A 14,875-nucleotide genomic window follows, 5' to 3' on the forward strand; every position below is an offset into this window, starting at 1 on the left:
CGAAAGTGTTCCGGTGGTCATAGCGAGAGGGAAACGCCCGGTCACATTCCGAACCCGGAAGCTAAGCCTCTCAGCGCCGATGGTACTGCAAGGGGGACCTTGTGGGAGAGTAGGACGCCGCCGGACTCAACGTTGCAACACCAGGAAACCCCTGACCACCACGTGGCCAGGGGTTTCCTGCGTCTGCGGCCGAGTCCGCAGCCGCCGGGCCGGTAGGATCGTGGTGTCATGACTGCGCCATTCACCACCGCCTCCGGCTCCGATGTCCGTGTCCGTTTCTGCCCCAGCCCGACGGGCACGCCGCACGTCGGACTCATCCGCACGGCGCTGTTCAACTGGGCGTACGCGCGGCACACCGGTGGCAAGCTCGTGTTCCGCATCGAGGACACCGACGCTGCTCGTGACAGCGAGGAGTCGTACCAGCAGATCCTCGAGGCACTGCGGTGGCTGCGACTCGACTGGGACGAGGGCGTCGAGGCCGGCGGTCCGCACGGTCCGTACCGCCAGTCCGAGCGATCGGACGTGTACGAGGACGTCATCGCGAAGCTGAAGGCTTCGGGACACGTCTACGAGTCGTTCGTCACGCCGGAAGAGATGGAAGCGCGGAACAAGGCCGCTGGCCGTGATCCGAAGCAGGGCTACGACAACCACGAGCGCGAGCTGACGGACGCCGAGCGGCAGGCCTTCCGCGACCAGGGCCGTGAGCCGGCGCTCCGTCTGCGCGTGCCGGACCGGGATCTGAGCTTCCAGGATCTCGTGCGCGGCGAGATCACCTTCAAGCAGGGCACCTTCCCGGACTTCGTGGTCGTCCGGCCGAACGGCAAGCCGCTCTACACGTTCACAAACCCGGTGGACGACGCGCTGATGGGGGTGACGCACGTCCTCCGGGGTGAGGACCTCCTGTCGTCGACGCCGCGTCAGATCGCGCTGTACGAAGCGCTGTACGAGGTCGGGCTCGCCGAGTTCATCCCGGTGTTCGGCCACTTGCCGTACGTCATGGGCGAGGGCAACAAGAAGCTCTCGAAGCGTGACCCCGAGTCGAACCTGTTCCACCACCGGGCGGCGGGCATGATCCCCGAGGGGCTCGTCAACTACCTCGCGCTGCTCGGCTGGTCGATCGGCGCCGACCGTGACGTGTTCACCGTCGACGAGATGGTGCAGGCGTTCGAGGTCTCCGACGTCAACCCCAACCCGGCGCGCTTCGACCACAAGAAGGCCGAGGCGATCAACGGTGACCACATCCGTCTGCTGGACGCCGACGACTTCCGCGACCGGCTCCTGCCGTACCTGTCGGGCGTCGTGTCCGACCCGGTGACGCCGGAGCAGCTCGAGGTGCTGACCAAGGCGGCGCCGCTCGTGCAGGAGCGCATGCAACTCCTCGGGGAGGCTCCGGGTCTCCTGGCGTTCCTCTTCACTCCGGACGACCAGCTCGAGGTCGACGACGACGCCCTGGGCACGCTCAAGGCCGACGCCGGTGACGTGCTCCGCGCGAGCATCGCCGCGCTCGAGCCGCTGGAGGACTGGGCGACGGCGTCGATCGAGGGTGCCCTCCGTGCGGCGCTCATCGACGGCCTCGGCCTGAAGCCCCGGGTGGCGTTCGGGCCGCTGCGCGTCGCGGTGTCCGGTCGTCGGATCAGCCCGCCGCTCTTCGAGTCGATGGAGATCCTGGGCAAGGAGTCCACCCTCACGCGCCTGCGTCGCCTCGCGGACCGCTGACGTGGCCGAACGGCAGGCGACCGCGGCCGAACGGCAGGCGACCGCGGCCGGGCAGCAGGACACCGAGGCCGAGCGGAACGACACGGCCGACGATGTCGAGCGCCTGACCGTCGACGTCGCGGTGGTCGGTGCGGGTCCTGCGGGTCTCAGCGCCGCGCTCAACCTGGTCCGAGCGAAGCGCACCGTGCTCCTCGTGGACGCCAACCGCCCCCGGAACGCCGCCACGCTGCGGTCGCACGGGTTCCTGACGCGCGACGGTGTCTCCCCGCTCGAGCTCCGGAAGCTCGGCCGTGCCGAGGTCGAGTCGTACGCCGAGGCCACGGTCGTGCAGACGGTCGTGGACCGGATCGCACCGGACGGTGACCGCTGGCGCGTGCACGGCGCCTGGCGCGGCACCGAGGTCGAGGCCACGGCTCGTGCGGTCGTGCTCGCGACGGGCCTGCGCGAGGAGTTCCCGGCGCTCCCGATGCTCCGCGCGTTCTACGGCACCGCGGTGCACAGCTGCGTCGAGTGCGATGCCTACGAGAAGGCCGACGAGCCGTTGGCGTTCCTCTGCGAGACGGACGACGTCGTCGATCGCGCCCTGCTCATCGCGGCGTGGGCGGACGACCTGATCGTGTACACGAACGGGGTCGCGCCGCTCGACGACGCCGGTCGGGAGCGCCTGGCCGCAGCCGGCGTCCGCGTCGACGAGCGGCCCGTTGCCGACCTCGAGGGGGACCGGTCCGGGATGACCGGCGTCCGCCTCGCAGACGGGCACGTGGAGCCGCGCACGGGCGGGTTCGTCCGACCCCGGTGGTACGCCGACCTGGAGTGGGTCGACGCGGACCTCGACCGTGACGCCGAGGGGCTCGTGGTGGTGGACCGTTCCGGACGGACGAGCGTGCCCGGGCTGTACGCCGTGGGCGACGTGACACCGCCCGGGCCGGAGCAGCTGATCGTCGCAGCGGGCCACGGGGCGGTCACGGCCGCCGCGGTGCACCGGGATCTCGTGGGAGGTCTCACGGACCTCCGGGATGCTGTACAGTAGTTGATCGTGCCCCGGGCAACCGGGACCGAAGGCCTCCGGGCCTTTGGGGTATGGTGTAATTGGCAACACAGCGGTTTCTGGTACCGTCGTTCTTGGTTCGAGTCCAGGTACCCCAGCACTCGAAGAACAAGCCCCCGGGAGATCCCGGGGGCTTGTTCCGTTTCCGGCGCAGAAGCCGCGTGACACGCCAGGCGACGAACCGACACGCCAGGGCGGCCGATCAGGTCAGGACTGCGCCCGGCTCTTCCGGTACGCGACCACCCAGTCCACGAGCACGTGCCCGGATGCGTCGGTCGGCACCTCGGCGTCGTGGACGATGGTCTCCGCCTGCAGCGTCACGCGCATCGGCGTCGTGGGCACCGCGCCCGTGACGGTCTCGAGCAGTTCGTCGTCCCAGTAGAAGCGCACCGCGTCGGCGGTCCACTCCACGGTCGCGACGTGCCAGTCGGTCTGGCCGCCGGACACCACGGTCGGGTCCTCGGGGAGGAAGGTCATCGCCTCGGTCGCGGGGTCGTAGCTGCCGGGGATCGCCGACACCGGTCGGACGTCGCCGGTGAGGTCGCCTTCCGGCCAGTCGATCTCACCTTCGTTCCAGTCCCCTGACAGCGGCCAGAGGATCATGACGAACTTGTAGCCGGGCACCTCGTCGGCGCGGTACCGGATCGAGACGCGCTGGTGCGTGTACGCCCGGTAGCCGGCGGGCAGGACCGTCGCGACGAGGGGCTGGGACCCGCTGCTGCGGAGGTGGAAGTCGAGCACGGAGTCGTGCACCGAGACCACCTGGTCGGGGGCGTAGAGCCCCTTGCCCGACGTGTCACGCATCCCGCTGTACTCCGCCATCCGGGGGTACACGGCGAGGAGCTCACCGAGTGCGGCGTCGCGGTCGAAGTCCTGGGCGAGGTACGGGATCCACCTGGTGCCTTCGGACTCGAGCGCGCCGGTCGGCATGCGTTCGGCACGGGCCGCGGAACCACCGACACGCATGGGGAGGACCACGGCGGTGGTGCCGGCGACCGCGGCGACCCCCACGACCCCGGCGATCGTCGCGCCCCGTCGCAGGAAGGACCGCCTGGTGGTCATCCGGTGACGTGCCCCGGGCTCATGCTGCATCGCGCACCTCGTAGATCCGGACCCCGTCCCGGTCGTAGCGGAGGGTGCCCTCGTCGGCCACGGACCGTTCGATCGCGTCGATCTGCGCACCGGTGAGGGTCCCGCGGGTGATGGCGTCGGACCGCTGCGCCGCCGAGAACACGAGCCAGGAGTGTCCACCCTGGTCGCGGTCCTGCAGGACCCCGATGAGGTCGTCGGCCGTCATGCCCTCGGGGAACCAGGCCGCCTCGCTCTGCAGCGAGTCCACCTGCCCCCAGTGGCGAAGGAAGTTCTCGTAGTTCCCGCCGATGATCGACGGGAAGCTGCCGACGGTCGTGAGGGTGTCGTCCGCCTGGAACCGGCCGTCGAGCCACTTCGCGGCGGCCACGTCGGCCGGCGCGGTCTGGTTCGCCTGCTCGGTCTGGAACGTGGCACCGAGGAACAGTGCGGTGAGCACGGTCAGCACCAGGGCCGTGGCGGCGATGCGGAGTCGGCGGCCGTGGAAGGCGTGGACGGCTGCGATCGCCAGGAACGGCGCGGAGAACAGGACGACGCGGAACTTCGCCTCGCCGCCGTAGCTCTGCCCGAGCACGAGCACGATCGGGCAGGCCGCCAGCCAGAGCACCACGAGGGCGCGTCGGGCGTGCCCACCGCGGACCATCCGGACGAGTCCGATGACGGCGCACACGGCGACGAGTGCCGTGATCCCGAGGACCGCGCGGGACTGCAGGGTCGTCGCGATCGACGGGATCGCGATGGACGTCGACGCGGCGGTGACGTTGCTCACGGGGTCGAAACCGGTGGTGAGCCCGAACTTCTCCTGGATGTAGTCGAGGTTCGGCACGAGGTACAGCAGGGGGAGCAGGGTCAGGGGCACGGCCAGCCACCACGGGCGGAGGAAACCGAGCACGAGGAGCGGCACGAAGGCGGCGACGACCACGAACGGGGTCAGCTGGTGCGACGCCGTGATGACGAACTGCAGGACGACGAGGAGCGCCATCGCCGCGACGACCGCGGTCCGCGTCGGAGTGGCGGCGGCCTCGGCCACGGGGGAGCGGCGTGCACGGAGCAGCCGCCCGGCCGTCGTCGCGAGCCACCGCCCGATCGCGTTCGGGCCGCCCCGGAGGACGGTCAGCGCGACGAGGACCGCCGCGAGGAACAGGAAGAACGCGAACGCCTGCGGCGAGTAGTAGTCCTGTCCGACCCAGTTCGCTGCGCTGAACACGACGGCGGCGACGGTCGCCCAGCGGCCCTTCGCCCCGAGGGTGCGTGCGATCCCCAGGACGAGTGCGCCGTCGGCGAGGGCGAACGCGAGCTCCGTCCACCGCACCGGGTCCGCCGCGTCGAGCGTGCCGGTGGCTGCGCCGAGGAACGCGCTGACGCTGAAGAAGCCGGGCCAGCGGTTGTAGATGTCGATCGAGGGGTCGACGGCGCCGTGCTGCAGGATGTACGCGGTGACGGCGATGTGCTTGAAGACCCACGGCGGGCGGGGTTCGGCGGCGACGAGGTTCGACGTGCCGTACATCACGAGCAGGAGGACGCCGGAGGACACCGCGCGGACCACCACGTGGTGGCGACGGTCGAGGAGCGTCACGAGCGCGACGACGAACACGAGCGCCGCGCCGGCCCACCACACGGCGGGCAACGCGGTCAGGAGGCCCCACTCGCCCAGTCCGGTCGAGTCGGTCTGCGCGACGCCCACCGTCCAGAGCGCCAGCCCGGTGACGAGGACGCCCGACGCTGCGAGGGTGCGGACCAGGACGGCGGTCGGCAGGGCCGACCGCACACGGTCCGGTCGGCGGACGGTGCGTGCCGTCTGGACGCCCTGACCGAGGGAGACCCACCCGGCGACGAGCAGGAGGAGCCCGGCCGCGGGCAGCGGGACCCACTGCTCGGTCCACACCATCGCGAGGGCGACGACCGCGTCGATCGCCGCGCTGGCGGCCACGACGAGCCCGGCCCGTCCGATCGGCTCCCGCAGCCCGAGCAGCCGCACGAGCGGCAGGCCCGGCACGACCAGGAGCGCGACGAGCACGACGGCGGTGCGGAGCGGACCGGTCGCGTCGACCGCGATCAGGGCGGCGCCGACGAAACCGATCCCGGCGGCGACGAGGGACGGCACCGGTGAGGTCGGCAGCGCCCGGGTTCCGTGGCGGAGCGACATCCTGGTGGGGGTCGTGGTGGCGGTCACTGCTCGACCACCGCGATCGACTGACGCATCGAGCGTCCCTTCGGGTCTGGGCCGGCGACTGGCGGCGGCCTGCGGGTGTCACGACGGTAACCGGGGGCCGGGGCCGGTCGGGAGAGCGGTCGCGGGGAAGTGCGGGTGCCCTGCGGCATTGCGGGATCACGCACGCGTCGCGGCCGCGCAGGACGGAGAAACCGCACGCTTCGGGCTCCTCGTTGACCGGCGGGGTCGCCGCGACGACGGTGGGATGGCCGGTTGCGACCGTGCACGTCCCCCGACACGAGACAGGCTTTCCCATGACCGACACCATCCAGCGCTCGCTCCCGCCGCGCATCGAGCTCGCCCGCCCGATGTCGAGCGCCGCCGACCCGACGTGGTCCGGTGCCGTCTGGGTCGGGGTCATCGACGTCGCCGAGGTGCCCGGGGACGACGCCGGCACGGTGCGGCTCCAGGACTCCGACGGTCACCGATCGGCCCGACTCCTCGTCCGCGACGGCGTGGCACCGCTCGGGTTCGTCGACCTGCCGGTGTCCGACGCGGCGATCGAGGTCGCCGCGCTCCGAGCCGCCGTCGCCGCCCTGCCGGCCGTGCCCCAGCCGCCCGTCCCCGTCCGCCTGCCGGGCACGTCGGTCGTCCTGTGCACCCGCGACCGTGCCGACCAGCTCGGTGCCGCCCTCGACTCGCTGCTCGCCCTGGACCACCCGGACTTCGAGGTCGTCATCGTGGACAACGCGCCCTCCGACGAGTCCACCCGTGAGCTCGTCGACGCTCTCGACGACGACCGCGTGCGGTACGTCCGCGAGCCGGTCCCGGGCCTCTCGAGCGCGCGCAACGCCGGCGTCCTGGCCGCGCGGCACGAGATCGTCGCGTTCACGGACGACGACGTCGTCGTCGACCGGGCGTGGCTCCGCGCCGTCGCCTCGGGGTTCTCCCGCGGGGACGACGTCGTGTGCGTCAGCGGACTCGTCGCCAGCGGCGAACTCCGCACCCCGACCCAGCGGTACTTCGACGAACGGGTCACGTGGTCGCGCAACCTCGTGCCCCGCGTGCACCGCCTGTCCGCGCCGCCGGTCGACCGCCCGCTGTTCCCGTTCGCGGTCGGGGACTACGGCACGGGTGCGAACTTCGCGATGCGCCGGTCGTCGATCACCGCACTCGGCGGCTTCGACGAGGCGCTGGGCGTCGGCACGGTCACCGGGGGCGGCGAGGACATCGACATGTTCTCGCGCGTCGTGCTCTCGGGCGCTGCGCTCGTCGTCGAACCCGCGGCGCTGGTCTGGCACCGGCACCGTGCGGACCTGCCCGCGCTCCGGAAGCAGGCCGAGGGCTACGGCACCGGCCTCGGGGCCTGGCTCACCAAGATCGCCCTGCACCCCCGCACCCTCGGCATGGCGCTGCAGCGCGCACCGCGTGCCGTCCGCCACCTCGTCGTGGGCAGCGCAGCCGAACCGGTCGCGGGCCCGACGGATGCGCCGGTCGTGACCGGGGCCGAGCAGGTCGCCGACGCCGCGTTCCTCCGCGAGGTCGGACGGATGCGCTGGGTCGAGCTCCTCGCCGTCGGGCGCGGCGTGGTCCGGTACGGGCGGTCCCGTCGCACCGTCCGCGCCCGTACGCGCACAGCGAACCGATAGGCCCTTCATCGGGGATCCAGGGCGGATCGCGAGGATGCGCCAAACCGCAGGATCCCCGCACGGCGTCCCGGACCCCTCGATCGAGGGCCTCCGAGCGGCTTACCGTCCTCCGAGCAACAGCAGCGCACCACCGGCCCGCCCGACCCAGGGGAGAAGCAATGCGTCCGACACACTCGACAGCGCGACACCGGACCGTCGAACCGGCCGTCCCGGCATCCGACGACCGTTCGGTCCTGGACCGGTGGGCGCGCGTCGTCGCGGCGTTCCCCGAGTCCCCGGCACTCGCCGGCGCCGGGACCGCCCGCACCTTCGCCGAGACGGACCGCGTCGTCCGGGCGCTCGCCGCACAGCTCACCCAGGTGCTCCGACCGGACGACCGCACCGGCGCGGGCGTCGGACCGGAGCACACCGGCGCCTCGGTCCCGGTGGGGATCATGGCCGGGCACACCACCGAGACGGTGGTGGGCATGCTCGCGCTGCTCGCCGCCGGCCGGACGATCGTCGTGCTCGACGACCACCTGCCCGAGGCGCGCCTGCAGCACGTCGTCACGCTCGCGGGGATCGGTGAAGTGCTCGCCGACGACACCCGGGCCGACCTCGCGGCAGCCGTCCTCGGTGCGGGCGGGACCGTCCACGACCTCGACGCCCTGATCGCGACCAGCACCCGGCAGGGCACCACCGCGACGACCGGCACCGACGCCGACCCGGCAGCCACGTCCCGGCCCGGCGGCACCGACCCCGCCGCCATCGTGTTCACCTCGGGCTCGACCGGCCTGCCGAAGGGCGTCGCGATGACGCACCGGCAGCTCCTCCGGAACACCGAGCAGAGCGCCTGGAGCGCCGACTACCGCCCCGGCGACCTCGTGGGCGTCGTCCTGCCGCTGTCCTTCGCCGCCGGCATCCTCACCACGCTCGACAGCATGCTGAGCGGCGCCGCCGCGGTGCTGCTCGACGCACGCGACCTCGGGACCGAGCGGCTCCTCGAGGGCATGGCCGCCGAGCGCGTCACCGCCGTCGTCTGCACGCCGCACCTGCTCCGGTCGGTCGTCTCCACCGTGCGCGACCGCGGCACCGACCTGCACCCCGCGCTCGCCGGGCTCCGCCTCGTGATGACGGTCGGCGAGCCGATCACCGGCACCGACGTGCACGCCGCGCGCCCGGTCCTCGGTGCCGGAACGGTCGTCTGGAACGGCTTCGGGTCGAGCGAGATGGGTGCCGTCTCGTACTTCCCCGTGGGGCCGGACGACGAGGTCCCGACCGGCGTCGTGCCGGCCGGCTACACGCCGCCGGGCAAGACCGCCCGGGTCATCCGCGAGGACGGCACGCCCGCCGCGACGGGCGAGACCGGCCAGCTCGTGGTCATCGGAGACGGCATGACCGCGGGGTACTGGGGTGCGCCCGAGAAGACGAGCGAGCACCTCTCCGTCGACGAGCACGGCACCCCGCTGTGGCGCCAGGGCGACCTCGCGCGCCTCGAGGAGGACGGCTGCCTGGTCCTGCTGGGCCGCGACGACGACGCCGTGAAGGTCCGCGGGTACCTCGTCGAGCCGAGCGAGGTCGAGGCGGCACTCCGCGCCGTCGAGGACGTCCACGACGTCGTGGTCACCGCGCTCGTCGACCCGCCCGCGGTCACGCGACTCGTCGCCTACGTCGTCGGCCGTCCCGGTCGACGCACCCCGGCGCCGGCCGCACTGCGACGCGCGCTCCGGGCGAAGCTGCCGGAGTACATGGTCCCGGCCGCGATCGTCCCGATGCCCGAGCTGCCGCGCAACGAGCGTGGCAAGGTCGACCGGGCGAAGCTGCCCGGTGCGCCGTCGCTCGAGGTCGAGATGGTCGAGGGCGAGTACGACCAGTGGGAACTCGTCGTCGGCCAGATCTGGGCCGAGGTGCTCGGACTCCGCGGCGTGCACCTCGACGAGGACTTCACCGCGCTCGGCGGCGACTCGCTCTCCGCCGAGGAGATGCTCGCGATCGTGCAGGCCCGGCTCGGCGTCGACCTCCGCGCGTCCGAGCTCCTCGAACAACCCACCCTGCGTGCCTTCGCCCGTCGGGTGCGGACGGGCGCGAAGTCCCTGCCGAGCCACCCCGACGTCGTCAAGGTCTCCGAGGCACGCGTCCCCGGACGCCCGCCGGTGTTCTGCCTCAGCGGCGCCGGAGCCCTCGGGCTGACGTTCCTACCGCTGTCCCGGTACCTGCCCGAGCACGACGTCTACGCCTTCCAGCAGCACGGCCTCGAGCGACGGGCGATCCCGGACTGGAGCATCCAGCGCACCGCCCGGCGCACCGTCGAGCTCATGCGCATCGTCCAGCCCCGCGGCCCGTACCTGCTCGTCGGGCACTCCCTCGGCGGCCTCATCGCCCTCGAGGTGGCGAAGCTCCTCACCGAGGGCGGGGAGCGGGTCGAACACGTCGCGATCCTGGACAGCTACCTGCCGCGCAGCAGCACCGAGCAGGCGCAGCTGCACTTCGGCCGGATGGCCGAGGCCCCGGTGCGCAACCCCGCGCTCCGAGCGCTCAAGCGCGGGCTCGACCGAGCCGCGAGGCGCATCCTGCCCGCCGGCGTGCCGGTGGGCGAGGAGTTCGCCAAGCGCGTCCGCGCCTACGGCGCCGGTGTCCTGCGGTACGGCGGGCAGAAGGACTTCGACGCGCTCTTCGACCAGGCCACGATCGTGACGCGTCGGCACACGCCCACGCCCTACGACGGCTCGGCGACGTTCGTGCTCGCCGACGGCAACCCCGACGTGGACGGCTGGAACGACGTCCTCCGCGGCGACACCACCACGGTGCGCATCGAGAGCGAGCACAGCTCGCTCCTCCGCGAGCCGCACGTCGCCGAGCTGGCGACCGCACTGCGCGCCGCCTTCACGACGCACGAGTCGCGTCCCTGACGCGACCGTCCACGGCCCTGGAGGCACGTGGCGGGCCCGCCCCGCGCCTCCAGGGCCGGCGGGCGCGCCCACCCCCGCCCCGGGCGGCGCGGGGCGGGCCCGCCCCGCGCCTCCAGGGCCGTCGTGCGCGCCGACACGCCAACTGGCCGCGCATTGCGGGTTTCCGTATCCGCACTCGGGGGTCCGCAACCACCGCCCGGGCGCATTGACCAGCCACGTCAGCCGGACGATGGTTGGTCCAAGCCCAGGGAACGGTGTACCCCCGTTCCGACGCCCACCCAGCGTCGGGTTCCCCTCGACCACTTCCGCATGCAGCCTGAACCCGACAGGAGCACCATGTCCGCCAGCACCGACCGACCTCGAGACCCCCGCGTCTCGGTCGTCATCCCCGCGAGGAACGAGGCCCGCAACCTCGAGATCATCCTCCCGCAGCTCCCGCCCGTGTACGAGGTGATCCTCGTCGACGGCAACTCGGTGGACGACACCATCGCGACGGCGCAGCGCCTCATGCCGACGATCAAGGTCGTGCAGCAGACCCGCAAGGGCAAGGGCAACGCGCTCGCCTGCGGCTTCGAGGCCGTCACCGGCGACGTCGTCGTGATGTTCGACGCGGACTGCTCCGCCGACGCCGCCGAGATCCCGCGCTTCGTGCAGGCGCTCGTCGACGGCGCCGACGTCGCCAAGGGATCGCGCTACGCGCCCGGCGGTGGCAGCGACGACATCACGATCATCCGCGGGCTCGGCAACAAGGGGCTCAACATGATCTCCAACGTGCTGCTCCGCGCGAAGTACACCGACCTCTGCTACGGCTACAACGCCTTCTGGGCGGACACCCTGCCGACGATCGGGCTCCTGTCGTCGACGCTGCCGCAGCCGACCGACGGCTCGATGCGCTGGGGCGACGGCTTCGAGATCGAGACGATCCTGACCTGCCGCTGGTCCGCCGCGGAGTTCGCGATCACGGAGGTGCCGAGCCACGAGAAGCTCCGCGTGCACGGCACCAGCAACCTCAACGCGGTCAGCGACGGCATCCGCGTCCTGAAGTCGATCATGCACGAGCGTCGGCGCGCCCGCGAGGCCAAGGCGCGCATGCGCCTCGTGTCGACGCCGGTCTCCGGTCTCGTGGTCCCGGCGGCCGTGCCGGCGATGGACGAGGAAGCGGCGTGAGCGTCGCGACGGTCGCCGTCGTCATCTGCGCGTACACGCAGCAGCGCTGGGGTGACCTGCAGGACGCGGTCGAGTCGGCGAAGCGCCAGCCCGACGCGACCGAGGTGATCGTCGTCATCGACCACGAGCCGGAGCTCTTCCGACGGGCGGCCGCCCGGTGGCCGGAACTCCGGGTCGTCGAGAACGCCGAGGACCGCGGCCTCTCGGGTGCCCGCAACACCGGCGTCGCACTCACCGACGCGGACGTCGTCGCGTTCCTGGACGACGACGCGACGGCCGACCCGGACTGGCTGATGCACCTCGTCGAGGCGCTCGAGCTGCCGGACGTCGTCGGTGTCGGCGGCCGCGCGACCCCGTCGTGGCCGACCGCGACGGGAGCGGGACCCTACCCGGACGAACTCCTCTGGATCGTCGGTTGCAGCTACACCGGCCTGCCCACGGGTTCCGCGGACGTCCGCAACGTGATCGGCTCGAGCATGGCCTTCCACCGCGACGTCGTGCTCGCCGCCGGCGGCTTCCGCTCCGGCATCGGCCGCGTCGGCAACCACCCGCTGGGATGCGAGGAGACCGAGCTCTGCATCCGCATCGCCCGGATCCGACCCGGTGCACGCATCCGCTTCGAGCCGCGCTCGAACGTCTCGCACCGGGTCTCGCCGGACCGCGTCACGATGCGCTACCTGCGTCGTCGCAGCTACTACGAGGGCATCTCGAAGGCCGTCCTCAGCGGCCGCGTCGGTGCGAAGGACTCGCTCTCGAGCGAGTCGACGTACCTCACCCGGGTCCTGCCCGGTGCGGTGCTCCGCGAGCTCGGGGCCCTCGGTCGCGGCGGCGGGACCCGCGCCCTGGCGATCGTCACGTCCGCGGTCTCGACCGTGTTCGGCTACGCCGTGGGCCGGGTCTTCGGCTCCGTCGTGGTCCGCGCACCTGCCCCGGTGTCCGCACCGGCGCCGCAGGCGGTCCGGGCTCCCTGACCCGCTGACCGGCCGTACCCCCTCACCCGACCGACACCCCACGCCAGAAGACGACATGCAACGAGACGCAGCGACCCCGAGTGCCACCATCCGACGCCGGTGGAAGGTGGCGCTCGCGGTCGCGGCGGCCGTCCTCACCGGCGCCACCGTCTCGGCCCCGAGCCTCTTCGCACCGTCGAGTGCGGGCGCGGCGACCACCGCGGACTGCAGCGCGGGGAAGGTCCTGACCGTCGTGGCGCACGCCGACGACGACCTGCTCTTCGAGGGCACCGAACTCCGGAGGGACATCGACGCGGACAAGTGCGTCCGCTCGGTGATCGTCACCGCCGGCGACGCGGGGAAGTCCGCCACGTACTGGAAGGGCCGGCAGACCGGCCTCGAGGCCGCCTACGCGAACCTCGCCGGCGTCTCGAACGCCTGGACCTCGGGCTCGGTCAGTGCCGGCGGCAAGACCGTCGTGACGCGAACCCTGACCGCGGACCCGAGGCTCAGCCTGGTGTACCTGCAGCTGCCGGACGGGAACATCGACGGCTCCGGGTTCGCCGCGACCCGGTACCAGAGCCTGCAGAAGCTGTACCAGCGCTCGATCACGAGCATCAGCACAGTGTCCGGTGCGACCTACGCCACGAGTTACACACTCGCGCAGCTGCAGGCCACCGTGCTCGCGCTGATGAAGGGGTACGGACCGCAGGAGGTGAGCACGCTCGACCACGTCGGTACCTACGGTGACGGCGACCACAGCGACCACCACACCGTCGCCTACCTGACGAAGTCGGCGCAGCAGCAGCTCACGACCTCGAGCACGCTGACCGGCTACATGGGGTACCCGATCGCGAACAAGCCCTCGAACCTCACGGCCGCGCAGACGCAGGCGAAGGGGAACGCGTTCTTCGCGTACTCCGCGTACGACGCCGAGACCTGCGCCTCGGTGGCGTCCTGCTCGTCGCGTCCCGAGGGCTCGTGGCTCAGCCGCGAGTACACCGTCGGCACGCAGACACCCACCGATCCCGGGACCGGCTCGGGCGGGTCGGTCGGCGCTGACGTCACCGCCGGTGCGACCGTCACGGCGAGCAGCGAGAACCCGGCTGACGGGCAGACCGCGGCGAAGGCGATCGACGGTGTCGCGAGCGGCTACCCCGACGCGCCGACCGCCGAGTGGGCGACCCGCGGGGGCGGGGCCGGGTCGTGGTTGCAGCTCGCGTGGTCGAGCCCGGTCACGCTCGGCGCCGTCGACCTGGCGGACCGGCCGAACGCCGACGACCAGGTCACCGCGGGCACGCTGACGTTCTCCGACGGGAGCAGTGTCGCGGTGCCGACGCTCGACAACGGCGGTGCGTTCACCCGCGTCACCTTCTCGTCCCGGCAGGTCAGCTGGGTGAAGTTCACCGTCACCGGAGTGAGCGCGACGACGCGCAACGTCGGGCTGGCCGAGATCCGGACCTTCGCCCCCGGGAGCTCGACGTCGACCCCGACGCCCACGCCGACCCCGACGCCCACGCCGACCCCGACGCCCACGCCGACCCCGACGCCCACGCCGACGCCGACGCCGACGCCTGGAGGTTCGACGGACGTGACGGGTTCGGCCACCGCCAGCGCGGCGTGGGACGACGCGTCGACCGGGCAGACCGCGGCCAAGGCGATCGACGGAGTCATCAGCGGCTACCCTGACAACACGACCGCCGAGTGGGTCGCTCCCTGGGGGAAGACCGGGGTCTGGCTCCAGCTCGACTGGGCCTCGTCGAAAGCGCTGAACCGGGTCGTGTTGTACGACCGACCGAACGGCGACGACCAGGTCACGAGCGGCACGCTCACGTTCTCCGACGGGAGTCAGGTGGCGGTCGGGTCACTCCCGAACGACGCGTCGCCGCTCACCGTGGACTTCTCGTCGCGCACCGTCACGTGGGTCCGGTTCACCGTGACCGGCGTGTCGGCGAGCACGCAGAACGTCGGCCTGGCCGAGTTCCGCGCTTTCACCGGCTGATCCGGGAGCGGCGGGACGGCCGAGACGGGAGGCGCGGTGCCGGTCGGCACTGCGCCTCCCGTCGTGCGGTTCCGTGGTCGCGATGCACAGGGTTCGTCAGGCGTGCGGCCGGGTCGCGCGGCGTGCGGCGTGCTGCGTGCGAGCTTCGGTGCACGGTGCACGGTGCACCGTGCACTGGGCATGCACGTCGTCTTCGGGTCGTGGGCGTTGTGGT

Annotated in this window: 9 protein-coding genes, 1 tRNA gene and 1 rRNA gene; 9 read left to right on the forward strand and 2 right to left on the reverse strand. The window is 72.3% G+C overall.

Annotated features, from left to right (window positions below; genetic code table 11):
• Positions 1–9 precede the first annotated feature (9 nt).
• From rrf to Q7F20_RS14300, 4 genes are all read left to right on the forward strand, one after another.
• Positions 10–126 (forward strand): 5S ribosomal RNA (gene rrf, locus Q7F20_RS14285).
• A gap of 102 nt (positions 127–228) precedes the next feature.
• Positions 229–1,716, forward strand: a complete 1,488-nt coding sequence (gene gltX, locus Q7F20_RS14290) for a glutamate--tRNA ligase (protein ID WP_305740742.1) — start codon at positions 229–231, stop codon at positions 1,714–1,716.
• A 103-nt stretch (positions 1,717–1,819) separates the two neighbouring features.
• On the forward strand, positions 1,820–2,746 hold the full coding sequence (locus Q7F20_RS14295; protein ID WP_305740750.1) for an NAD(P)/FAD-dependent oxidoreductase: 927 nt from the start codon (positions 1,820–1,822) through the stop codon (positions 2,744–2,746).
• A 44-nt stretch (positions 2,747–2,790) separates the two neighbouring features.
• Positions 2,791–2,862 (forward strand) — tRNA-Gln (locus tag Q7F20_RS14300).
• A 109-nt stretch (positions 2,863–2,971) separates the two neighbouring features.
• On the opposite strand, the gene Q7F20_RS14305 is transcribed toward Q7F20_RS14300, so the two are convergent.
• Entirely contained in the window at positions 2,972–3,826 is an 855-nt protein-coding gene (locus Q7F20_RS14305) for a glycoside hydrolase family 16 protein (RefSeq protein ID WP_305740743.1), read from the reverse strand.
• A gap of 19 nt (positions 3,827–3,845) precedes the next feature.
• Entirely contained in the window at positions 3,846–6,026 is a 2,181-nt protein-coding gene (locus Q7F20_RS14310) for a hypothetical protein (RefSeq protein ID WP_305740744.1), read from the reverse strand.
• Positions 6,027–6,319: 293 nt separating this feature from the next.
• Here Q7F20_RS14310 and Q7F20_RS14315 point away from each other — a divergent pair, with 293 nt between their 5' ends.
• The 5 genes from Q7F20_RS14315 to Q7F20_RS14335 all read left to right on the forward strand — a co-directional run bounded on the left by Q7F20_RS14315 (position 6,320) and on the right by Q7F20_RS14335 (position 14,661).
• Positions 6,320–7,654 carry a glycosyltransferase family 2 protein gene (locus tag Q7F20_RS14315; protein WP_305740745.1) on the forward strand — a complete coding sequence of 445 codons (1,335 nt, stop codon included), beginning with the start codon at positions 6,320–6,322 and terminating at the stop codon, positions 7,652–7,654.
• 158 nt (positions 7,655–7,812) lie between these two features.
• On the forward strand, positions 7,813–10,542 hold the full coding sequence (locus Q7F20_RS14320; RefSeq protein WP_305740746.1) for an alpha/beta fold hydrolase: 2,730 nt from the start codon (positions 7,813–7,815) through the stop codon (positions 10,540–10,542).
• A 336-nt stretch (positions 10,543–10,878) separates the two neighbouring features.
• The gene (locus Q7F20_RS14325) at positions 10,879–11,709 is read left to right on the forward strand and encodes a glycosyltransferase family 2 protein (RefSeq protein WP_305740747.1); all 831 of its coding nucleotides are present in this window, start codon (positions 10,879–10,881) and stop codon (positions 11,707–11,709) included.
• Entirely contained in the window at positions 11,706–12,680 is a 975-nt protein-coding gene (locus Q7F20_RS14330; protein ID WP_305740748.1) for a glycosyltransferase family 2 protein, read from the forward strand. The genes Q7F20_RS14325 and Q7F20_RS14330 overlap by 4 nt, the downstream gene beginning before the upstream one ends.
• A 55-nt stretch (positions 12,681–12,735) precedes the next feature.
• Entirely contained in the window at positions 12,736–14,661 is a 1,926-nt protein-coding gene (locus tag Q7F20_RS14335) for a discoidin domain-containing protein (protein WP_305740749.1), read from the forward strand.
• Positions 14,662–14,875 lie beyond the last annotated feature (214 nt).

Origin of the sequence: Curtobacterium sp. A7_M15 (genome assembly GCF_030705415.1) — a bacterium.
In the GTDB taxonomy this organism is placed as follows: Bacteria; Actinomycetota; Actinomycetes; order Actinomycetales; family Microbacteriaceae; genus Curtobacterium.